Here is a 20,621-nt window from a genome sequence, read left to right as displayed (position 1 = left end):
ATCCCCTCCAAAAATTCAAAAGTTTGGTAAATCTATTCTAACAAAACATAGTAGCAAAAACTCTGAAGATAAACATTTTCTTAATGTGCTTGAATTAATGTTGTCACTTTAGGATTTATTTTTTAAAAATAAAAAAGCCCAATCTCTCAACATTAAAATCAAGAAATCGGACTTCCTCATTATTCCAATAAAAAAAATTTCGTTGCTCATATTGCTTGGTTATAAGTACTGGGGCTTTTGGTAGCATCATAGATATTGGAAACGGTTAAAGGTGGGGCTATTAAACTTTTATGTTTTATTTAACGTTACACAAAATAATTCATTATCTCCTATACAAAAAAGTCCGCAAAATCACGGACTTTTCCTTTTTTAATGCCATTTTAGTTGTTTACAATCCCAATGCTTGAAAAATTCTTCTTCCTGTAAAATCACATCATAGACGGGATTTAGGAATTTCTGTACTTGCCTTGTAACTATTTCAGATGTGGCTTGTTGCAGGAATTGTCTCATAAAAAATGCATGGTCCTTTTCTATAGTGAGTCGCTGTTGATCAAATAAAGTATCAATACATTCCTGTAGGACACGCCCCTCTATTGTCTGTGTATTAATCAATGCAAAAATTGTCTGAATGGCATTTATTGTCGTATCTAAAGTAGGGGTTTTATATATTTCTACAAATTTAGATGCAATCACATGCTCAGGAGCTTCTATTATTAGTACAGGGGAAGCCGTTTGGAGCAATGTTGGATAAGCCATTGTTTTTAATGCCACAGGAGTATTTTCCCTAGAGTTAATCTGTAATGTTATGTATGTTTTCAGATGAGCCAGGATCGCTGGTATTTTAATAAACAGACCTTCATTTTCTGAAGAGATCATCACTTCATCCCATAAAAATTCAATTCCATCTTCTTGCCCCTCCATTGAACAAATCTCCTTGAATGCTTGCTTTATAATATCTATTTGATAAGCAACTGGTTTAGCTGCAAGTTTAGTATTTTTTGGTGGTTTTATAAAACCTTCTGTTTCAGCGAACAATAAAGAATCTCCTGTAAGCCAAAATTGATCTTGATAGGAAGAAATCGATAATCGATAAATCATCCTTTCTTGACAATATAGTGCTATAAGTGTGTCAATGCTTTCCTCTAGATCCTGTGCCTTCTTTGTTAATTGCTCAATAATATTCATTGATATTGTGTTTACAACTCTCATTGTCATCCTCACCCTTATCAAAATTTTATTAAAATTCTAACTACATTATGACGTAAAGTAGAATTGGAGTAAACGGTAATATATACCAACAAACATCAAAAAACCTTTCGTTCATCTGAGCGAAAGGCTTCTAAATTGGACAAGGGGTAGCCTCGCGATTGCGAAGCCACCCCTTTAGTATTTAATAGGTAACATTTTCGTAAATTGTAAAAAGTCTCAACCCAATCATCTGGGGAATATTATCTTGAAACATGATTGTTTCATCACCGCGGTAAAATTCCACTGTGTGCCTTCTAACTTAAGCAACGCAAACCCAACCTTCTTTTGCGTCCTTGCAGCCCCAAAGCATGCGCCAGTGTGAATAAGTATCCTCAAAAACAAAAAGCAGAATGCCAGATTACGGAAATATGCTACCTAAAATAGCACGGTATTAATTATAACATATTATTTCCAAAGAGTAAAGAATTAAAATTACCAGGGTATACCCTGTGAAACGTTCATCTTATATCCGTGCTGTGTAGACCATGATACGAGTGACTCCCAAAATCTTTCGCAGACTATAATAATATGCTGCGGATTCGAAAGATTGCCGGTCATCACCATTTCGCATAAACTAGTAAATTCTTTTGGCTGATCTGTAAATGTTAGGGCTTCTGGAAGAACCTGGGCAGAGGTAGTATAGCATCGTTGATGGTGTAGGCCAATAATCATGGCACCACCCATTGCTAGATTCATCGCTAAAATTGGTAAAAATGAGTCAGGGCCCTGAACTTGTATATTTCGGATTTTTCCCATGTACTCATACATTTCTTCCACTAATGTCTGGCAAATCACTTCTTTAAAAACAGATGAATCTATGGTATTTATGTTTTCTTTAAGGCTATGGAAAAATGAATCCGGGTCATAGAGAGGAAGAATATCAAAAAATTGACCATGTGTTAGTGGCCATTCTTCATCTACACTCGCTGCTTCTGCTAAAATCGATTCCCCATCATCAAAGTTTATTTCTGCTTTCCAATCCCCTGCCGTCCACTCATAGGAAAAACTCTCCTTTAAAGAATGGAGTACACATTTCATTTCAATATCAGAATATGGCCCATCTGTTTTTCTAGCCAAAGAACCATACAATCCAATTGCTTTTACCTTTGTACCATATTTCATTAAAAGCTGATCAACAATCATCATTACAATATTCATTTTATCTTCTCTAGTCATTTTACTTGGACCCATTATCAAGTCTCTCCTTTTAAATTTAGGATAGGATGGCGATGATAATTGCCCAAGGTGGTCCACGAGCTTAACGAGGAATTTTCTCTGGTGTCATAGTTAATTTCTCCTTTCATCTTTATAATAGGAAGTTTTTTTACGTATAGAAGTAACTATAAATAATATAGCCAATAAACAGCATTACAATTAAAAAAACCATACCTTTCCAACCCATACCGCCAGATGCATCCACTAGATTTCCATTTTCTGCACGATTTAATCCTTCATTTAAAGAGCCTAAAGGATTATTTTTTAACTCTTTTTGTCTTAATTGTTCTCTTTTTTCTTGTGGTGTATCTTTTGAATCTATAGAAATCACCTCCGTATTTATTTTCAAGCAATTTCTTTATAAAGAATGGGATTCTCTTATTCTTTATATTACCATATTTTGAATTATAAAATAAAAAGAAGGAGCTTTAGCAAAAATATTACTAAATGCTCCTTCTTTATTAGTTAGAGGTATTCACCACACCATAATGAAATTTTGCCGTCAATCGCTCATATCGTTGAAACTGATACTTGGCAAACCATTCTGAACGAAAATGAGCTTTTAACACAACCCGTTTTTTCGCCACACGTTTTGCTTCACATACCCATTCATCTGTTAATGAAGCATGCTCTCCAGCTATTCGGAGCGCCTCAAAATTAGTAGCTTCATCAATAATCTCCTCAAACATTGGGTCCATATAGACAACATCAAAAGATTTGTCCGGCAATTTTTTCAAGTAACGAGTGGCTTCATCTTGAACTACCTCAATATGACGCATACACGCCGTTAATGGTAGCTCTGTTGTATCATAGGTTTGCATCCCCTGTTTGACAATAAACGCCACATTTGGATTTGCCTCAAGCCCCACGACACGCCCTTTTCCACCAACTGTATATGCGGCAAGCATAGCATCCGCAGCAAGTCCAAGTGTACAATCAAGCAATGAATCGCCTATTTCCAGCTGCACCGCTTCTAAAAATGGCTCCTCTTCTCCACGAGCTATACGCTTTAAGCGAAATGCTGCTGAATTGGGATGAAAGAAAAACGGTACATTTGTGCCCAAAGCATAGTATTTAAATCGATTTTTTCCAGCAACTATTACATGTGCCTGATGTTCCTCCGAGATTTTACGAATAGAACGTTTTTTTCGTGGCTCAAAGAAAGCCCCTAATTCATTACAAGCAAAAGCAGCGAGCGCCATCGATACATCGTCTGGTCTGCCCGCTGTCGTAACAATAGTCTTTATTTCTCGCATGTTTGCTCTAAAACACCTGTTAAATGAGTAACGATTTGTTCCACTGGAAACCCTTCAATTTGTTCACGTGGAATAAAGTATGCTAATTCCCCATCCTTTAAAATCGCCATTGAAGGTGAGCTTGGTGGGACATCCTCAAAATAACTACGCATCGCTGCAGTCGCCTCTGGATCCTGACCTGCAAAAACCGTTACCAGATGATCAGGCTTCACCGCCGCCACAGCCTCACGAGCTGCTGGACGTGCCAGCCCCGCCGCACAACCACAAACCGAGTTAATCACCACCAACGAAGTCCCCTTCGTCTCCGCCATAAATTCATTCACCGCATCAGCCGTCGTCAGCTCCGTAAAGCCAGCCCCAACCAGCTCCTCACGCATCGGTTTTACAACCTGCTTCATATATTCATCGTAAGCGTTCATGCTTTTACCCTCTTTCATATGTATTCGCAAAGCTTATTATAGCAAGGTTTCTCAAGAATGTACAAAAACATGCTTTTATCTAATTTCGCAGGTTTTCGGGGGAAATGTGACTTTTTCGTGATTTTGGTGACTTTTTTGTGTAACGAAGTGGTGTTAAAGTTCGGGTCGTTACACACCTAAAAAATGGAATTACTAAGTACAAAAATAATAGTAAAAAGTCCAGGTACTCATTTTAAAAATCGAGATTCTAGGCCTTTGGTGTGTAGTTGAAGAATGGCGCATTAACCCTTTGTGCAGAAGGGAAAAGTTGCATCTGAATTATTATACCAACAAGTATTTTACCAAAATCTAACAAATGGTTAATTCCAACAATCAGAAATAAAAAGCCAATGAATTGTTGTATTTCAAATACCTCGTTGCATGAGGATAATAAAACATTTTTATTATTCAAAACGACTCTCCAATCGTTCTTAGAATCTAAATAACATCTGTAATTAATTTATACCATATTTATTTCATAATAATATTTTACATAAAATAACTATTGAATATTTTTTTGCTAATAAATATAATTATTTTATAAACTAACAAATAAAGGTAGATTTTTAAATGGTTTCTAATATTAACAGATATTCTACTAACACTTATATTACAACTTCTTATTCCGATTATGATAGAATTGTTGTCGACGCAGATCGATATAAAAGGGAAAACCCAAACACTAATGACTCTGTAACCATTTCAGATAGTTCTAGACAAAAACAACAAACAGCTAAACAGTCTTCTTCCAATTTACTAGATAAGGTAAAAGATTGGTCAAATTCCAGTGTTCAGTGGTTGAAAGATGCTGGGAATTTTGTGAAGGATGCTGTAAAAGCAGGAATAGATTTCTTAGTTTTAGATGACGTGAAAACAATCTTTGATCCGAACGCAGGAGCATTGGATAAAAGTTTAGCTGCGATTTCCTTATTCCCTGCAGGAAAGGTTGTAAAGTCCGGGAAAATCTACGGCTTATTAAAGAAATCTGGAAAGAATGATGTGGTTGATGCTTTCGCTGGTTTGGGTAGCATCCAAAAGTTTAATAAAAAGGGTATTTTGATGGATGGAAATAGTTCAACTGGATGGAAACATATTAATAAAAGGCATATTTCCGGGACTTCCGCAGATAAAAACACAACCCTTTTTCCTAAACATCTAGGGGAAGCAAAAATTAAAAATTTAATTATGGAGTCTTTAGAAAAAGGAACACTTCAAAGTACCCACGCCGATGGCACAAAAGTATATACATATAATCCGAATAAGTACGGAATATCCGAAATGACTACTGTCGTAACAAAAGATAATATTATCAAAACGTCTTATCCAACTAAGGGTACGTCTGTCCTAACAAAGAGAGAATCTGAATTAGAAAAGAAAAAATTGAAATAATATTAGGAGGGATACTGTATGCAAATTAGATTTGAACTAGAGGATGACACTTCTATTTTGGATAATCTATATTTTGACGGCTATATAAAAGTGATTGCAAATGATAACAATGAAGACGCGCTACTTTTCTTTACGACCACTGGACACAGTACTATTTTAGGTGAATTCACTAGTATATTGAAAACACTTTATCAAACAGGAAAAAGTCAATTATTAGACCCTTTTGGTAATGCAGATATTCTAACTTTAGAAAAAAATGGATCTAAACTTATAATTTCACATTCTAAAAAAATTGGGGAAAATAGTGATTATCTACATTCTTTCAACTTCACAGAATTTTTAACAGCATATATAAAAGAACTACAAAGATATTTAACTACAGCAAGTAAAGCTGATGCAAATATCGTGACGTTTGAAACTTATGTTTATCTGAAGAGAGGATTAGACACTCTACAGGAAATTATTAAATAAATTTTTTGAATTTTGTTAAAGCATTATCCCATAACGACTAAGACGAATGACCAATGACCAAGACGGCAATTAAACTGTCTTGGTCATTATTTTTTATTAATTTCGTCTTTGTTGAATCGTAATATACAATCCAATTAAACGATCAGTGGTCATTACTCCATTCTGTAAATCCTTCAAGTGCGATTCCTGAATAATGCCATCTTTAACAGCTTGGGTAATAAAGTTCTCTGCTTCAGTTTTCATAGTTGGTGATTCTGGATTCCATGTTTGAGTCACTTTGATTTCCTCCTTCGGTTTGCCTTCTACAATTAGTTGTACTTGTCCTTTACTATTAGTAGGCACATTTAATTTGCCCTCTAGCTTATAACCTGCAGGTATTTTCCAGTTTACTTTAACTTCAAAGTGGGGTCGATCAATACTGCCTACCCAATCGCCACCCCATGTAATGCCAAGCTTATGTGCAATAGTCCCCACTCGATTTAGAGTAGTTACATCATATAAAGACTGTGGAGGTCCTACAGCAATATCCCAAGCTAACCGTGACTTATGATTGCTATCTAATGTCCAAGTAACAATCTGCCCAGGTCTAGTACGACCCTGAGCGTATAAGTAAATTTGTCGTTCTTGGCTACGGTACGTTTCAGTTATGAAGATATTTTTTATTCCTGCTTTAAAACACTCTTGGAATAGTAATCTACAGGCTGTTTGTGCAGCTGGTAAAAGTTCAGAAATATCTCGGCATGTTGTAGTAATGCTTGTCATTTTACATCACCTTTTGGTTTGTCATAATTCATGGCTTGTTCACTGTCTGAAGCACCTTTTGTGGTTGGGTCGATAATAATGCCCAGTAAGCCTAAAATGCTTAATAAAGTCTCTGAAATGGCTGTAATTTGAGCATTGTAAATCGTAATATCGACATTAAAAATGCCCGCTATTTGATTAGCGAGCACTAGTAATAATGCAATTAATGACACCCAAAATTGTTTGTGTTGTAAACGAACTTTCCAGTTAACTTTCATGTGATATTCCCTCCAATTTATCGATACGTTTATGAGCTTGTTTACTTGATTCATCAACTCGAATCAACTTTTCATTCATCGATTCGATTTTCGAAGCCTGAGCACGTTGATCTAGCCTAATATCATCCACCCCACGAGCGATATAATCAACCTTTGTCGTGATACTGGCTTCTGATGCTCCTTGATTTTTACTATCTTTTTTCATTGTTATAATTGCTCCAAGCACACCTAATACTGTACCTATTGCGCCAAACAGCAACGACATTTCTATACTCATACAACACTTCCTTTTTGCATAATAAAAAGCACCCTATTAAGAAGATGCATAAATTCTTTTTGCTATTTCATATATCACTGGCACACTCACCGAGTTTCCTGCTTGCTTGTACAGTTGTGAGTCTGTGTTAACAGCTGCTGCCTTCTCATATGCTTCATCTGGAAACCCTTGAAGTCTCCAGCATTCTAACGGTGTAAGTCGTCTGATACGAAATTCATCCGTTAATACACCTTGCTGGCATCCAGTATCTAACGTGTTTGCAATACCTTTCCCCACTCTGCCTCTACGTGTCTTTGATGTTGGCACGCTAAAATTCACACTGTCGCCTGGATAAGCCATATCAAAGCCCTTTGTAGTAGCCTCTTTAATAGCCACACCATGACGATCCTGTGCTGTGATTGTAAACATAGGTTCATCTGGTCCTTTGACACGTCTACCATTTTGCCTTTTTTCTAATCGGTCTGGTGTAAGAACTGGTAAATAAATTTTTGGTTGTGTTCCCCCACCTTGCATTGTAGTCAATGTTGGACTTAATCCTTTAACATGATAAACTTGATTACTTTGATTGTGATTACCAGGTAATCTTCCTACAGTACGAATAACAATTTGTTTAGGATTTTTCGCATCTGATGCCAATAAGGAGCCTACAATCCCTTCAGAATCATATACTAGTTCTCTCTGGCTCTGCGATTTATGAAAATCTTTCTGTGTACTACCATAAATTTTTATTTTTGATTTGCTATTAAGGCCTTCACTTTCTCGTCCGATAGGAAATACTTTTCGTCCACCTGATCCTCTAAGATGTGCGACAATGAAAATTCGTTCTCGATTTTGTGGTGTTGGGCGTTCTTTTGTTGAGAAATCTTTAGTGTTAAGCACTTGCCATTCAACGTCATACCCAAGTTCATCCAACGTATGGAGGATAATTCCGAACGTTTCCCCTTTGTCGTGAGATAATAGCCCTTTAACGTTTTCAAGGAATAAATACTGTGGTTGGATTTGTTGAGCTGCCCTTGCAACTTCAAAGAACAATGTTCCTCTAGTATCTTCAAATCCTTGTCGCTTTCCAGCAACACTGAATGCTTGGCATGGAAATCCTCCACAGATAATGTCGACTGTTCCTCTAAATTTGCTGAATTCTTCATCTGAGACTGTTGTAATGTCATGTGCAGTCCACTCTCCTTCTGTGTTGTGTATAGCTTCATAAGACTTGCGAGCAAACTTATCCCATTCGACAAAACCTATACAGGTGTGCCCTGCTTGTTGCATGCCTAGCCTGAAACCACCAATTCCCGCAAAAAAATCTAAAAAACGCATATCTTTTTCCCTCCCGATATACTATAATGAATATCGAGTAGGAACACATGTTCTTATTCAGTATTTAAGAGGCTCGCATTTGCAAGCCTCTTTTTTACGTTTGAGGTAAATTCCCAAACGCTTGGGAATATTGATTATTCAGCTAAATCTTCATACCCTAAAATTTCTAGCTGACGCTTTACTTCTGGCTTAACATTCTTCGGCACTTGTGCATATGTTTTATCACCGTCCATGATTAAAGCAACATAAATTACTGCGATTGGCATAATCTCACCCCCTTTCAAAATGGACAAAAGCCATAATAAAAACGCTTGAATGAGCTTACGCATTTGGCTCACCAGCGTTTAAAAGTTTTTTCACTTCTTTTTTTATATGGGCAGGTACTTGTTCAATTGTTTTATCCCCATCTTTTACAAGTTGTGCATAAATGATTACGATTGGACTCATTTCGTTTCACCTACTTCCTCTGCAGCATAAATTGTTTCGTATAATTCAGTCACTACAAGCATCACATTCCGATTCAATTCACGAAATGCAAGATTTTCCTCATATAACTCTGTGACTGTCAGCATCAAACTTTTATTGAGTGCTACAACTTGTTCTAACTGTAGCTCTTTTTGTCGTAATGCTTCTTCTTCCTGTCTAATTTCTTCAAGTGATTTTTGTACAAAAGGTATCATTCTTTTCAGCTCCAATCAATCAAATGTCATACCTGCACCATCAATCCAAATTTCACCCATCGAGTCATTTGAATTAATCACTACTCTAAATGCAACTGCAAAATTTGGAGATGTTTTATTCGTATTAGTAAATTCATAATAGTCCTGGCTTATAAATTTATTTGTTGCATCTTCCCATGTCGGTGAAGCATCTCCACCATTATTAGTAACAAATACTTTTATATCTGCAGGGATCGCACCATCTTGAGCCATAGCATAATTTAAAGCAATTAATATACGGCGTGCTGCTACTGCCCCTGTGTAAATTGGTTTGGCCAATGTATCATAATCCAACACATTACCCACACGAATACGCCGAGAATTGGACCATACTCCACGTGCATTCGTTGTCGCATCGATTGCAGCAATACGCCAATACATAGTTGTCCATTTATTCAAGTTCACTTGTAATGTATAAGCTACTGTCTGTCCTTCAGCACTGTTCGAAACACCTGTTTGAGGTATATCTACCCCACCGACCTTCCAACCAGTACGATTGACGTTAGATGCAAATTCTAATAAGTCTTGTGTAAATAGTGCATCTTTTGCAATTTGAATAACGAAGTGCTGTTTATCTCCTTCAGGGTCTTTCCCTACAATCGCTTGTAGTGTTGGTTTTGCAGATACACGATAATTATCTACAGGCAAAGTCAAAACAGGCGTTGACGGTGTTGCATTGGTTTGAAAATAAGCCTTTGGCGTTTGAGCTGTTAAGCCATTTGGGTCCCATACATCCAAAATAGCATAATAAGCCTTTCCACTTTCCAATGCTCCTGCAGGGATTTGGTGCCGTTGTACATTTTGATAAATTCGATTAGAGTTATACACCAAAGAATTATCAGTTGTCTTATAAATTTTTAATTGATAAGATGCTTGAGCTTCCAAGTCCAAATCTGTAAATGTCCAAGTAAATTCTGGTGACACACCTGTTCCTGCTGGATTTTCAGCATCGTTAGAACCTGGCGATAAATCTGTCGCCATCGGTGCTCTATTTGGTAAAAAGAATTCTTGGAAGCTATATTCACTCGCCACATCGTAACGATCAAATACACGGACTTGCCATTTGTAACGTACACCCCATTGCAATATGTTTTCTGGTACGGTGTAATAAGATGCTGTTCCTGTCTTTTTACTAGAATCATGGACCAATTGATTATTTGTATCATAAATCAATACTTGATATGCAGATTGTACATCTCCGACATCTGTATCTTGGAATGTCCAGACAAATACAGGCGATAATGTATCAATAATGGCCAAATCTGATAAATTACCTTTTGGTTCAATAACTGATACGGTTGGAGCTGTATTAGTTATATTTAATGTAAATGTTTGAGATGTTGATTGCTTGCCATCATTAGCCGTTACTGTAATTATTACACTACCCATCGATTTACCTGTTAATACTAAATTGCTACCTGAGATAGAAACTGTAGCAATACTAGTATTATTTGAGGATGCAGTATAAGATAAAGTATCTCCATCAGGATCACTAAAATAATTTGCTAGATTAACAGTAATAGAAACATCTTTTTTAGTTGATTGCGTTGGAATCTGCGTGTAATTTGGAGCAGTATTGGCCACTACCACATTAAATGTTTGGGATGTAGATAAACTCCCATCGTTAGCTGTGACGGTAATTGTTGCTGTACCAATCGCTTTTCCTGTTACCGTTAATGTACTACCTGAAATGGAAACTGTAGCAATATTGTTATTGTTAGATGATGTTGTATATGTTAAAGGATTGCCTTCAGCATCACTAAAATAGTTTCCTAGTGCAACGGTTGCTGTAGTATTCTTTTTTACATTTTGTGTTGGTATTTGAGTATAATTTGGTGCTGTATTAACAATTCCCCCTCGTACATACCAAAATCCATCAGCATTTCGAGTATTATCGGTATAAGCTGAGTAGTCAGCTTGGATAGTGCCGATTAATGATCCTCTTTCATTTACTGTTTCTTCTGCTATATAATGTTTATGCACATCGAAATATCCTGAACCCAAAGGTTGGTGCTCATTCACAATAATAAATCTACCACTACTGTCTGATATAAATGTATATACAAGTTGATTCCAATTTCCATCAATATAAGTACCCGTAGATGTAAAACCAACAATTTCACCTTTAGCGTCTAGAACTTGCTTGTAACCAGAATATCCGTTAACTTGAACTTGTCCTACTTTATCCACGTAATAATCTATTTTTTCTCGCTTTACTATACGAGAAGAATTATTATACTTATTCCAATAATAGAGTGCCATCTATACCACCCTCCTTTTAAGGTAAATAGATTCGTTTATTTTGGGCATCAAACACGCCCTCTTTTAAGTTGAAGCTGTTAGCATTTGAAAAATCTTCTGATAAAATATTGGTTGTTAATCCACTTGTAACAGATGCTTTCAATAGTAAAAATTCAAAGAATAACTTTTTTATGGTCTGTTCTTCGCCTTCAAGGTATTCAACTATTTGCGTAATACGCTCATGTGCTTTATCTATACCTGTTTCAATATTATTTGCACGTGATGGTGTGAATTTTGTGCCTTTACTTGAATTATCTCCTTCTGGATCATCTACTTTCGCACGCCAAAAAGTAGGAATATAATCGTAAATTGCATCTTTTAATGATTGAAAATTAAATGCCATTGTTATCCCTCCATCTTTTGTTTTATATCCACTAACCATTTAAAAGCCATTTGCCAGCCGTCATCATCTTTTTCATATTCAGGGAATGCCACACCCAGATGTATGCCGTTTTCATTTGTTACAACGACTTTTTCAACTGTCCCGACAGGTTCGTCCTCTAGCTCAATATAGTGTTTAAAAAAACCGTCACGGATAACTGTTTTCGTGATTGGGAAAACAGTTTCTACTCCATTAACGGTTACTAATGCTTGTTTAATATGTTTAGCTGCATCGATTAAAATCAGCTCTCTAAATGCTTCGTTGGCTTCTACAATAACGGTTAAACGTTCATTTTCAGTCACTATTTTTCCCTCCTTTATTCTTCACAATAAAATTCGCCACATATTGGGTACATATATGGATAATGATAGTCGTTAGGTAAAATCCTTAATCCACATGTATTTACATGAGAAGTCATCTCTAGTGGTTCCATTTCACCAATAGTTGGATATACAACCTTGTATTGATAACTGTCATTCTGTGGCCTAATCTCATCATCAATTAACTGTGTATGATGTGCCTCAAAAACATCGTATTCGACTGGATATTGATAGCTGTCATTATTTAAATTTAATAATTGTTCAATGGTACCCCAAAATAATGCTTCTGGACCAAATTCGCCACATGTTTCATAAAAAACAGGATACTGATAACTGTCATTAAGAAATAAAATCTCGTTGTTGATGGCTAAGAGAACAAATCCATCAAACCAGGAACGTGTATTTTTATAATGTAGAATCAGTCCTCGCACATCTTTTAAAGGTGTAAACTTACCTCTCGATTGCAACTCAACACTAAAATGATAAGGATCAACATCATATTGCCACCATTCTAAAACTTCGCCTTTTAATCCAACTGCTTCTAGTACTTTTTCAATCGCATATGGTGTGCCTTTTGTGCGATGTAAATCTATAGCAGATCGAATTAAATTAATTTTTTGTTGCCGTGTTGTGGCTAGGGCTAGCCCCTCGGCCCAGGTAATATGTTTTTCCCACAATAAATGATCTAGTACCGCATCATCTAAGTTTTCGAGGTTCATTGTATAGTTGATTTTGTCTGTCCACTCTAGCATTTTATCCAGGGATGCTTGCAAGGCTGTTGCTAAGTTCTTCACTTTCTCGTCAACCAATAAATTATCGGGAATTTCGCGTATAAGAGTATTCTTTTTTAAATCAATCATCTTCTACACCACCAAAATGCACATTTAACATATCCAATTGTGCTACTTCTCCCTGTTCAACTACCATAAATACAGGACTTCTAACATCCACCCGTTTAGCCCCTGCTTTGATACACAAAGAAATTAATTTTGAAGGGTTAATATCACGCCCAATTTTAGATTGTTGCCATACTAACCATTCATCAACAGCAGCCTGAATTTTTTTGTGTAAAATTGTTTTATCAACTGCATCTGTTTCAATAAAATAGGACATATCTAAATCAAATGCAGTAATTGTAGGAGCCCCTGCAGTTACACGATCTGTTAATGGGCGTACTCTTTTCCCACTAACAGCGTTAAGAACCTTATCTATAATTTCTGGAGAAGGAAGCTTTCCATCCTTCATTAGAATTTTAATATCAACACAACCTGGTGTTGGCATATATACATAAACATCACTGATTAATGCAGAAGCACTTTTGGCAAAGTATTTATAGGCACCATCGCTCCCTGCATTCGTAAGCTTTTCAGGTGCCATATAAATACGTTCTTTATATGGAGCATCTTCCTCACGCTCTGCCCCACCATCAGACACAGTTATATTTTCAATATGACCGATATAAGGCAACGGCTTAACCAAGGTGTTAATTTGACCAACCGCAAAGCCATTTCCGATTTCACCTTTTGTTGTGCATTCTAGCTCCACATCTACATAATCTACACCTGGACTAATAGCCGTTTCTTCAACTGTGGCAAAAAAAATAGCCCCTTCGTTAGAAGTAGCCAATGAACCTTTTTCGATTATTCGTGATGAAGTAAGAGGTACCGATAAATGTAAACGTAATGTTGTCGTAGCTGCTGTTGCTTCCAAACGCGAAGTCGTCATTTCAGCACCTTTATGATCCAACACTTTATCACGTGCATAATACAATAAATTCTGTTTGGCAGCGTCATTAATTGCAACATTTTGCTTGGTTATGACAGAAGCAGCTGATAAAAAAATGAGCCTTAGTGGGTCAGCTTGACTGAGTTTTCTCCCTTCCGTTTGCTCATATATTGTAATAAATTCATTGACTAATTCTTGTGCATCAGTGGTTAAAAAATTTATTTCAGGCAAAACAACTTGTGTCATACCTTCACCCCACTTTTCAAACTAAAAATAATAATTGGATAAGCTGTACCGTCAATTTCAGCTGTCATTTTTACTTCTTCTACCATGACACGCGGTTCGTATTTTTCTACAGTTTCCACGACTTCGCGTACATATAGTGGATGTAAAATGCTCATTGGCCGATCAATAAATTCAGCTTGAAAACCAAAGTCCCTGAACAATGGCACACTAAATTTATAGGTACCTAAAATTGTATTGATGTTTTGAAAAATTTCCTCAAGTTCATCTGCTGGTCTAAAATTGATTTTTGAAGGATTGTAAGTAAGTGTATACTGTTCGTTCATACGTATTCCTCCATTGTAATATTTAAACCTGCAGTTAAAATGTTTCCTCGATTATCAATATGATTCCATGATTGATCTGTTCCAGGCATGTACCATTTGCAAACGCCCACACGTTTTGTACCAATTATTAAAGTATGCGCTACGCCACTTCTTGCGTATTTAATGAATTTATCCAATTCCACAATTGGATTAACCCCATGAAAGGCTGAAAAATGCATTGTAAACGAAACTTTTCCTGCTTCCAATCCAATATATTCAGCTTTGGATTTCTGACCATGGATGTCATGTTTCGACCAACGAGCCGTTTCAGTACGTTTAAAAGCATCAAACGTATTTATTTTTTTATCTGACACTGTAAATACTACGTCACCCCATACACCAATCATATTGCATCACTTCCTAACCATTTACAATGACATCGGGGCTATGGGTTAAACCCATAGGTGAGCCACATACTGTTAAGTCATCTACACGACATAGAGGTTTTCCGTTTACAATAACATCAGGGCTACCCTCTGCTGCAACTGAATCATGACATGATGATCCACAGCAATGCGTTTCCCAATGATCACCCAATCGATGAGCCCCTAAGTCGTTTATAATGACATCGGATGATGCTTCATCGTTTGGCCGAGGTACATGACAATCATGTCCTTTACATATATCACCAAAACGGATTGCTTCTGGCATACTACTCCCTCCTAGTTTAAATAGATTTTATGACCGTTTTCTTTACCTGATTTCACACGGATCTCTTTTTCAGCGAGGATTTCAATCTCTCCTTTAACATCAATTGTTAATTTATGATTTTTCACATCATAACGTATCAATGTACCGTCCGAAAAAAGTACACCATCACAATCATCAGATTCCAGAAACTCTTGTGGAACTTTATCTGCCTCAGAATAAATTGCACCTAGTACAACACCTTCTTGTGTACCATTTGCAAAAAATGCACAAATCACCTGTTCTTCTGGTTCAGGCATCCAATAATACTTGGAATTTAGTGTATTTTTTTGCATTACAGGTAAATCGAACGATACTTTTTCATCCCAATCTGGAAAATAAACTTTCACTGTACAATTTTCTCTATTTACAGAAGATACAAGCCCTTTTCGAATAGCTTCAAATGGTGTATTTTCCATTCCGCCTTTACTCAATAGCTTAGCACCTCCCGCAAATTAATATCTGTTGTATAGCCTCCTGTTACGTTATGACTTGATGATTCAATGAAATATTTTCCGTCAAAAGCTCCGAAATTTTTGATGTTCACAGTTACACCTTGAACCATCTTTTCATTCCCCATCAGTGTAATTTTCCCACTCTTGGAACCTTTATTTTTATTACGTGCTTCAGCTTGTGCCCAACGTTTTGCTTCCTCTAAATTTTTAGCACGCTTGTTTATCTTTAAAGTTGGACCATCTTTTACACCTGGAACCTTATACGTATACTTGATATTTTTCTTTGTCTTACTATCAAAGTACGACAATTCTACTTTTGAGTATTGCTCTTCAGCTGCTGATACTTTAAAATCGTAGCTTTTTACATCATCTTCTCCACGTGTAATGGTCCGCACTTCAGCTTTCTTTTCGTATTTCAGTTCATCATAAACAACAAGCTGTTCTTTTGTAACTTTTGTTGCTAACCCTTCGCGCTTTGCTAAAGATTTTGCAAATGCAAGAGGTGTTTTTTTATCCTGTTCCACACGATCGTACAAAAATGTGGGTGCATCATACACCAATTTCAAGCCAGCTTCTTTTGCAATGTCTGTCAATATGTTTTGAAGTGTAGTATTCTCCCAGGCTTTTGTTTTCTTTGTATCCTTACCGCCTTTGGTAAAGGGAACAGATAAAGCCTTAATCGAAATGCTGTCTGGTGGTCCTTTAAAACTGACATCATCGACAAAAAATGTACCACAGTTTAATTTGGCCGTTGCACCTTCCTTGTACCAATTTCGTAACTCAATTGAGGCATTAATTTTGTCGCCTTTTTTCGGCAACCATGGTCCTTGCCATTTCCGGTTACGATCTTCCAAATCGATTTGAATATCGTCACTTTCACCCTCATTGTCGTTGAATTTGAAAGACTTTAAATATGGTGCAATATCCTGTGTAATATTCACACCCATGTACGTAATATTAGCGATGGCACGCCTTGTATTTGTCATTAGAATCACCTCATCCAAGGTGGTAAATCGTCTAAACTTTGCTTTTCTTCTAAATTAAAAGCAGGCATGTTTAGTACAATACCTGCTGAAAAAACTACTGTTTTCATGTGTGAAGGATTCGCATACATGACTTTATCTAATAACATCTCACCATTTTCACCGTAATGTTTAAAACAAATACCGTCCCACTCATCACCTGAAATGGTTGTGTATGTGTTAGTCGCCAAACGACTTCCTCCTTTCGTTATGTGCAATTTCAGCTAGCCGTGCTTCTAAGTCATCTTTATCTTGATCAGCATGTTGTTTTACCTGGTCTAAGTCCTCTGGTCTTTGTACGTTGTATTGTGGGTTATAAGTTAGCTGAATCACCTGCGAATTATTTTGGTTTGGTACAGATTGTGCCACTTGATTAGGGCTGATAGCAGGGCTGTCATTCGCTTGCATCTGCATAGATATTTGATCTTGCATATTATCAAATACACCATTATCGCGTAGCATGCCTAATGCTTGTCCTGTTTGTAACCATAAGTCTTTAGAACGCTGTGAATTATTCCAAGGGATAACAGCCTCTGTATCGCCACCCTCACCAATCCATGCTAATGTTGGATTGCCTACAATACCACCTTCAGCAAAGCCAGGTAGATTCTTTAAGAGCTTACTAGCAGCTCCTTTTAAGGGCTCGGGTACTAAGTTACCAATTGCTCCTAAAACAGCTCCGCCCATTGATTTAATACCATCTATTAATCCTGTAATAATGGCCTTTCCTACGTCAAATAAGTTAATTCCTTGGAAAAAACTAATGATATTGTTCATGATTGTTTCAGCAGTTGAAAGTATTGTATTCCAGGCTCCATCCCAATCACCTTGTAAAAGAGACATTGCCGTTTGGATGATGCCATTAATTATTGTTAGGGCTGTTTCTATAATTGACTGTACATATGGGAATACAAACTCAATGACTGCCAAAATGCCATTTATCGCTGGAATAAGAACGGTATTAACAATATTTATTAAAATTTCCAAAACAGAAACAATAATCGGGATGATGGCTTGAATAATTGCAAGCGCAATTGGAAATACCATCTGTATTACACTAAGCACCATTGGAAGAACCGTTTGCGCTAACTGTAGAATAACCCCAATAACTGTTGTTAAAAGCGTAGCAAATATCGGTAAAACCATTTGAATGATACTTAAAATAATTGGAAATACCGACTGTATTACTTGTAAAATCATCGGAATAATCAACTGTGCTAACTGCAAAATGACTGGAATGATACTAGCCAATAAATTTATTACCAATGGTAAAACCATTTGAATCACTTGTAAGATCATCGGAAAAACCATTTTGAATACCTGGAGTAGTATTGGTAACAATGTTGTTGCTAAGGTTGAAATAGAACCTGACCATAAGGAAAGCATTGTTACAGCTAATTGAGCCAAGGAGCTCCCAACCTCTGCAAACATTGGTCCCATTTCTGTAATACTTGTAGCGATCATTGATATAGTGTCACTTAATTGTGGCCCTACTTCAGTAGCAAATTGACTAAAACCATCACTAAATACTTGGATAATTGGTGCAAATGCAGATGAAAGACTTTCCCATGCTCCTTTTAAAGCTCCAGCTACTTTATCATTCGTTTGGGATAATCTGAATAAAAATCCTCCTATACTTACTATTGCTCCAATTAACCAACCAATAGGTCCACTTACACCTAAGAATCCAAGTGCCATTGTGGTCATCATTGGCGCAATAAGTGAAATGATACCTGGTAAACTAGAAAGTCCTGTTTTAAAACTAGCAATAAAGCCACTTATCACAGTTCCTACTTTTCCTGAAAGACTATTTCCAAAGGCTTCCATGGCTTGTCTTGCCATATTTTGCATATTTATAATCAATCGTATCTTCATTATTTTTAAACTAAGTAATAAATTGTTCCAGATGAGAGGCGCATTTAATGCTACATAGCTAATTGAATTGCTCATAAAATCCTTTAATGCACTAAACAGATTGTTTACAGCTCCACGGAACTTATCAGACATTTTATAAGCTGCATAAAAAGCCACACCTATGCCAATAACTGCAGCTACCACAGCTACAAATGGATTGGCCAACATTGTAATATTTAAAACACGCATAGCTGCTGCCATACCTTGAGTAATGCCTTTAACCCCACCACCGTATAGGGAATAGGCTATCATGGCTGCTCGATGAGCATTATAGAGAGCAATACTAGTTTTTTGAACAGTATTAAAAATACTTTGTGCCACTGCAACGGCCACTAATGTGCCTTTGTAAATTAAAAAAGCCGATACCATCCCTATCAATATAGGAGCTATCGTACTTAGGATTGATTTTGCTTTTTTAATTGCACCAGGTAAATTGTTGGATAAATAGTTAGCAAATAAATTTAATACTGGTAAAACAGCATCTCCAATGGGATAAACAAGATCCATAAATAGAATTCGGCCAATTCCTTGAATAGCTTTTCCGAATGTATCAAAACGAACTTCATTTACTTTTGCCATAGCTCCCTCAAAGCCTTCCATGGCTTCTGTTGATCCGAGCATGGCATACATGGCGGTGGCTTCTAAATCTTCCCATTTTGTCAATTTTGTTATCGTAAAGGCTTTTTATCCCCTACCTCTCACCGTTTCCAGTGAGTTCGGCATACATTTTCACTAATAATAGTGTCGTTCACTCGTGGAGGTATTTTATTCTCAAATGATGAGTTTCAACCTCTATGCTCTACGGTGAGCCATGATTTTTAAGTCATGCTTTACCTCGGTATTAGCATATTTCATTAAACTTAGCCTTCACCGATTTTGAACGATTTTAATTCGGCACAATTTATCATCTACCGAATAACCCTACACCAATTTGATTGGCAGCTACTTGGTCATCCATACCTTGTAATTCAGCCACTACAGTACTTGCTACATCCGCAACAGTGCCATTTCCTTTTAAAAATTCTTTCCATACATTTTGTGTTTCCTTTGAGAGATCACCCATTGCATCTTTTGTTGCTTTAGAGCCATCTTTTGAGCGTATTTGGAACTCTTTCATGACATCATTCACGTAATCTAAGTTGTATACGCCTGCTTTTGCTCCACGTTCAAGAATGCCGAAATATTCTTCTGCTGAATAACCCATTTCTCCGAACAACGGTGCATATTCGGCCACATTATCGAGCATTTCATCAGAAAAATTAAGACCTCTTTGCGCGCCTGCTGCAAAAAGGTCCATTGCTGTTGTAGAGGTAACACCAAAGCTACTCATCATATTATTAGCTGCTCGGGTTACCTCGTTGATGTCTGCATCAAATGTATCTGCAAACATCAATGCATCACCTGTCATGCGTTCTAATTCGCCATTGTCCAAGTTGTGCATATTTTGTTTTACATTTGCAAGGGCTTCTGTTACTTCATCAAATGATTCGCCATATCCACTACGAAAAACATTTTTAGCTACGCCCTCTAAGGCTTCCATATCAGCCCCAAATGTGCCTGTTTGCGCCGATAATTTTGATAATGAATCAGACATCTCAGACATTTGGCCAACTACCGCTGTAAAAGCACCTATACCTCCTACTGCAGCAGCTGCTCCAGTTAAGAACTTCATGGAACTACTTGCTTCGCTAAATGCTCCTTTAAAGCTACTCGTTAGTTCAGCACCTAATTTGAAAGCAATATCAAATACTTTAGACACTAACTTTCGCCCCCTTTTTTAGCTGCTTTTTGTGCAAACTCAATGGTTTCCTTCCAGGAAAACAAACGCCGCAATGTCA

27 protein-coding genes are annotated in these 20,621 nt (G+C 36.8%); 2 read left to right on the top strand and 25 right to left on the bottom strand.

Annotation, left to right across the window (positions count from 1 at the left end; translation table 11 throughout):
* Positions 1–369 precede the first annotated feature (369 nt).
* From QNH24_RS11830 to QNH24_RS11810, 5 genes are all read right to left on the bottom strand, one after another.
* Positions 370–1,209 carry a hypothetical protein gene (locus QNH24_RS11830; RefSeq protein WP_283872390.1) on the bottom strand — a complete coding sequence of 280 codons (840 nt, stop codon included), beginning with the start codon at positions 1,207–1,209 and terminating at the stop codon, positions 370–372.
* A gap of 471 nt (positions 1,210–1,680) precedes the next feature.
* Positions 1,681–2,439, bottom strand: coding sequence for an ANT(4')-I family aminoglycoside nucleotidyltransferase (locus tag QNH24_RS11825; protein WP_283872389.1), 759 nt, complete (start codon positions 2,437–2,439; stop codon positions 1,681–1,683).
* Positions 2,440–2,572: 133 nt separating this feature from the next.
* Positions 2,573–2,785, bottom strand: a complete 213-nt coding sequence (locus tag QNH24_RS11820; RefSeq protein ID WP_283872818.1) for a DUF6366 family protein — start codon at positions 2,783–2,785, stop codon at positions 2,573–2,575.
* Positions 2,786–2,924: 139 nt separating this feature from the next.
* A complete protein-coding gene (locus QNH24_RS11815; RefSeq protein ID WP_283872388.1) occupies positions 2,925–3,719 on the bottom strand; it encodes a class I SAM-dependent methyltransferase in 795 nt (264 codons plus the stop codon).
* Entirely contained in the window at positions 3,707–4,138 is a 432-nt protein-coding gene (locus tag QNH24_RS11810) for a BrxA/BrxB family bacilliredoxin (RefSeq protein ID WP_283872387.1), read from the bottom strand. Before QNH24_RS11810 ends, QNH24_RS11815 begins: the two co-directional genes overlap by 13 nt.
* A gap of 609 nt (positions 4,139–4,747) precedes the next feature.
* Here QNH24_RS11810 and QNH24_RS11805 point away from each other — a divergent pair.
* Positions 4,748–5,566: a hypothetical protein gene (locus tag QNH24_RS11805; RefSeq protein ID WP_283872385.1), complete on the top strand. Its 819-nt coding sequence runs from the start codon at positions 4,748–4,750 to the stop codon at positions 5,564–5,566.
* An 18-nt stretch (positions 5,567–5,584) separates the two neighbouring features.
* The gene (locus tag QNH24_RS11800) at positions 5,585–6,037 is read left to right on the top strand and encodes a hypothetical protein (protein WP_283872383.1); all 453 of its coding nucleotides are present in this window, start codon (positions 5,585–5,587) and stop codon (positions 6,035–6,037) included.
* A 96-nt stretch (positions 6,038–6,133) separates the two neighbouring features.
* Here QNH24_RS11800 and QNH24_RS11795 read toward each other — a convergent pair whose 3' ends face one another.
* The 20 genes from QNH24_RS11795 to QNH24_RS11700 all read right to left on the bottom strand — a co-directional run bounded on the left by QNH24_RS11795 (position 6,134) and on the right by QNH24_RS11700 (position 20,542).
* Positions 6,134–6,799, bottom strand: a complete 666-nt coding sequence (locus tag QNH24_RS11795) for a M15 family metallopeptidase (protein WP_283872381.1) — start codon at positions 6,797–6,799, stop codon at positions 6,134–6,136.
* On the bottom strand, positions 6,796–7,056 hold the full coding sequence (locus QNH24_RS11790; protein WP_283872380.1) for a phage holin: 261 nt from the start codon (positions 7,054–7,056) through the stop codon (positions 6,796–6,798). Before QNH24_RS11790 ends, QNH24_RS11795 begins: the two co-directional genes overlap by 4 nt.
* Complete coding sequence (locus QNH24_RS11785) at positions 7,046–7,333, bottom strand: hypothetical protein (RefSeq protein WP_283872378.1); 288 nt, start codon at positions 7,331–7,333, stop codon at positions 7,046–7,048. Before QNH24_RS11785 ends, QNH24_RS11790 begins: the two co-directional genes overlap by 11 nt.
* Positions 7,334–7,369: 36 nt before the next feature.
* Entirely contained in the window at positions 7,370–8,650 is a 1,281-nt protein-coding gene (locus QNH24_RS11780; protein ID WP_283872376.1) for a DNA cytosine methyltransferase, read from the bottom strand.
* 134 nt (positions 8,651–8,784) lie between these two features.
* The gene (locus QNH24_RS11775; RefSeq protein ID WP_283872375.1) at positions 8,785–8,916 is read right to left on the bottom strand and encodes a hypothetical protein; all 132 of its coding nucleotides are present in this window, start codon (positions 8,914–8,916) and stop codon (positions 8,785–8,787) included.
* Positions 8,917–8,971: 55 nt separating this feature from the next.
* Positions 8,972–9,097 (bottom strand): CD1375 family protein, encoded by a 126-nt coding sequence (locus QNH24_RS11770; protein WP_283872374.1) that lies wholly within the window; start codon positions 9,095–9,097, stop codon positions 8,972–8,974.
* Positions 9,094–9,330 (bottom strand): hypothetical protein, encoded by a 237-nt coding sequence (locus QNH24_RS11765; RefSeq protein WP_283872372.1) that lies wholly within the window; start codon positions 9,328–9,330, stop codon positions 9,094–9,096. The genes QNH24_RS11770 and QNH24_RS11765 overlap by 4 nt, the downstream gene beginning before the upstream one ends.
* Positions 9,331–9,345: 15 nt before the next feature.
* Entirely contained in the window at positions 9,346–11,631 is a 2,286-nt protein-coding gene (locus QNH24_RS11760) for an Ig-like domain-containing protein (protein ID WP_283872370.1), read from the bottom strand.
* Between the two features lie 16 nt (positions 11,632–11,647).
* The gene (locus QNH24_RS11755) at positions 11,648–12,013 is read right to left on the bottom strand and encodes a hypothetical protein (protein ID WP_283872369.1); all 366 of its coding nucleotides are present in this window, start codon (positions 12,011–12,013) and stop codon (positions 11,648–11,650) included.
* A 2-nt stretch (positions 12,014–12,015) separates the two neighbouring features.
* Positions 12,016–12,354 carry a hypothetical protein gene (locus QNH24_RS11750; RefSeq protein WP_283872368.1) on the bottom strand — a complete coding sequence of 113 codons (339 nt, stop codon included), beginning with the start codon at positions 12,352–12,354 and terminating at the stop codon, positions 12,016–12,018.
* Positions 12,355–12,368: 14 nt separating this feature from the next.
* Positions 12,369–13,232, bottom strand: coding sequence for a phage tail protein I (locus QNH24_RS11745; RefSeq protein ID WP_283872367.1), 864 nt, complete (start codon positions 13,230–13,232; stop codon positions 12,369–12,371).
* Positions 13,225–14,343, bottom strand: a complete 1,119-nt coding sequence (locus QNH24_RS11740; RefSeq protein ID WP_283872366.1) for a baseplate assembly protein — start codon at positions 14,341–14,343, stop codon at positions 13,225–13,227. Before QNH24_RS11740 ends, QNH24_RS11745 begins: the two co-directional genes overlap by 8 nt.
* Positions 14,340–14,666: a hypothetical protein gene (locus QNH24_RS11735; RefSeq protein ID WP_283872364.1), complete on the bottom strand. Its 327-nt coding sequence runs from the start codon at positions 14,664–14,666 to the stop codon at positions 14,340–14,342. Before QNH24_RS11735 ends, QNH24_RS11740 begins: the two co-directional genes overlap by 4 nt.
* Entirely contained in the window at positions 14,663–15,052 is a 390-nt protein-coding gene (locus QNH24_RS11730; RefSeq protein ID WP_283872362.1) for a phage tail protein, read from the bottom strand. Before QNH24_RS11730 ends, QNH24_RS11735 begins: the two co-directional genes overlap by 4 nt.
* Positions 15,053–15,065: 13 nt before the next feature.
* The gene (locus QNH24_RS11725) at positions 15,066–15,356 is read right to left on the bottom strand and encodes a PAAR domain-containing protein (protein ID WP_283872360.1); all 291 of its coding nucleotides are present in this window, start codon (positions 15,354–15,356) and stop codon (positions 15,066–15,068) included.
* An 11-nt stretch (positions 15,357–15,367) separates the two neighbouring features.
* A complete protein-coding gene (locus QNH24_RS11720) occupies positions 15,368–15,826 on the bottom strand; it encodes a phage baseplate assembly protein V (protein WP_283872355.1) in 459 nt (152 codons plus the stop codon).
* Positions 15,823–16,833, bottom strand: a complete 1,011-nt coding sequence (locus QNH24_RS11715; protein WP_283872353.1) for a phage late control D family protein — start codon at positions 16,831–16,833, stop codon at positions 15,823–15,825. The genes QNH24_RS11720 and QNH24_RS11715 overlap by 4 nt, the downstream gene beginning before the upstream one ends.
* Before the next feature lie 5 nt (positions 16,834–16,838).
* Positions 16,839–17,060 carry a tail protein X gene (locus QNH24_RS11710; RefSeq protein ID WP_283872351.1) on the bottom strand — a complete coding sequence of 74 codons (222 nt, stop codon included), beginning with the start codon at positions 17,058–17,060 and terminating at the stop codon, positions 16,839–16,841.
* On the bottom strand, positions 17,050–19,446 hold the full coding sequence (locus QNH24_RS11705; RefSeq protein WP_283872349.1) for a phage tail protein: 2,397 nt from the start codon (positions 19,444–19,446) through the stop codon (positions 17,050–17,052). Before QNH24_RS11705 ends, QNH24_RS11710 begins: the two co-directional genes overlap by 11 nt.
* Positions 19,447–19,687: 241 nt before the next feature.
* On the bottom strand, positions 19,688–20,542 hold the full coding sequence (locus tag QNH24_RS11700) for a phage tail tape measure protein (protein WP_283872348.1): 855 nt from the start codon (positions 20,540–20,542) through the stop codon (positions 19,688–19,690).
* Positions 20,543–20,621: the final 79 nt, after the last annotated feature.

Origin of the sequence: Lysinibacillus pakistanensis (genome assembly GCF_030123245.1) — a bacterium.
Lineage (GTDB): Bacteria > Bacillota > Bacilli > Bacillales_A > Planococcaceae > Lysinibacillus > Lysinibacillus pakistanensis.
Note: the sequence above shows the minus strand (reverse complement) of the source record. Positions and strands in the feature narration are given on the sequence as shown.

Bases quoted from the DNA above. Each gene is read 5' to 3' on its own strand.
- QNH24_RS11770 (WP_283872374.1), bottom strand. From the start codon at position 9,097: ATGAGTCCAATCGTAATCATTTATGCACAACTTGTAAAAGATGGGGAT.
- QNH24_RS11810 (WP_283872387.1), bottom strand. From the start codon at position 4,138: ATGAACGCTTACGATGAATATATGAAGCAGGTTGTAAAACCGATGCGT.
- QNH24_RS11800 (WP_283872383.1), top strand. From the start codon at position 5,585: ATGCAAATTAGATTTGAACTAGAGGATGACACTTCTATTTTGGATAAT.
- QNH24_RS11730 (WP_283872362.1), bottom strand. From the start codon at position 15,052: ATGATTGGTGTATGGGGTGACGTAGTATTTACAGTGTCAGATAAAAAA.
- QNH24_RS11725 (WP_283872360.1), bottom strand. From the start codon at position 15,356: ATGCCAGAAGCAATCCGTTTTGGTGATATATGTAAAGGACATGATTGT.
- QNH24_RS11775 (WP_283872375.1), bottom strand. From the start codon at position 8,916: ATGCCAATCGCAGTAATTTATGTTGCTTTAATCATGGACGGTGATAAA.
- QNH24_RS11830 (WP_283872390.1), bottom strand. From the start codon at position 1,209: ATGAGAGTTGTAAACACAATATCAATGAATATTATTGAGCAATTAACA.
- QNH24_RS11785 (WP_283872378.1), bottom strand. From the start codon at position 7,333: ATGAGTATAGAAATGTCGTTGCTGTTTGGCGCAATAGGTACAGTATTA.
- QNH24_RS11790 (WP_283872380.1), bottom strand. From the start codon at position 7,056: ATGAAAGTTAACTGGAAAGTTCGTTTACAACACAAACAATTTTGGGTG.
- QNH24_RS11740 (WP_283872366.1), bottom strand. From the start codon at position 14,343: ATGACACAAGTTGTTTTGCCTGAAATAAATTTTTTAACCACTGATGCA.
- QNH24_RS11760 (WP_283872370.1), bottom strand. From the start codon at position 11,631: ATGGCACTCTATTATTGGAATAAGTATAATAATTCTTCTCGTATAGTA.
- QNH24_RS11780 (WP_283872376.1), bottom strand. From the start codon at position 8,650: ATGCGTTTTTTAGATTTTTTTGCGGGAATTGGTGGTTTCAGGCTAGGC.
- QNH24_RS11805 (WP_283872385.1), top strand. From the start codon at position 4,748: ATGGTTTCTAATATTAACAGATATTCTACTAACACTTATATTACAACT.
- QNH24_RS11795 (WP_283872381.1), bottom strand. From the start codon at position 6,799: ATGACAAGCATTACTACAACATGCCGAGATATTTCTGAACTTTTACCA.
- QNH24_RS11825 (WP_283872389.1), bottom strand. From the start codon at position 2,439: ATGGGTCCAAGTAAAATGACTAGAGAAGATAAAATGAATATTGTAATG.
- QNH24_RS11745 (WP_283872367.1), bottom strand. From the start codon at position 13,232: ATGATTGATTTAAAAAAGAATACTCTTATACGCGAAATTCCCGATAAT.
- QNH24_RS11715 (WP_283872353.1), bottom strand. From the start codon at position 16,833: ATGACAAATACAAGGCGTGCCATCGCTAATATTACGTACATGGGTGTG.
- QNH24_RS11755 (WP_283872369.1), bottom strand. From the start codon at position 12,013: ATGGCATTTAATTTTCAATCATTAAAAGATGCAATTTACGATTATATT.
- QNH24_RS11765 (WP_283872372.1), bottom strand. From the start codon at position 9,330: ATGATACCTTTTGTACAAAAATCACTTGAAGAAATTAGACAGGAAGAA.
- QNH24_RS11735 (WP_283872364.1), bottom strand. From the start codon at position 14,666: ATGAACGAACAGTATACACTTACTTACAATCCTTCAAAAATCAATTTT.
- QNH24_RS11815 (WP_283872388.1), bottom strand. From the start codon at position 3,719: ATGCGAGAAATAAAGACTATTGTTACGACAGCGGGCAGACCAGACGAT.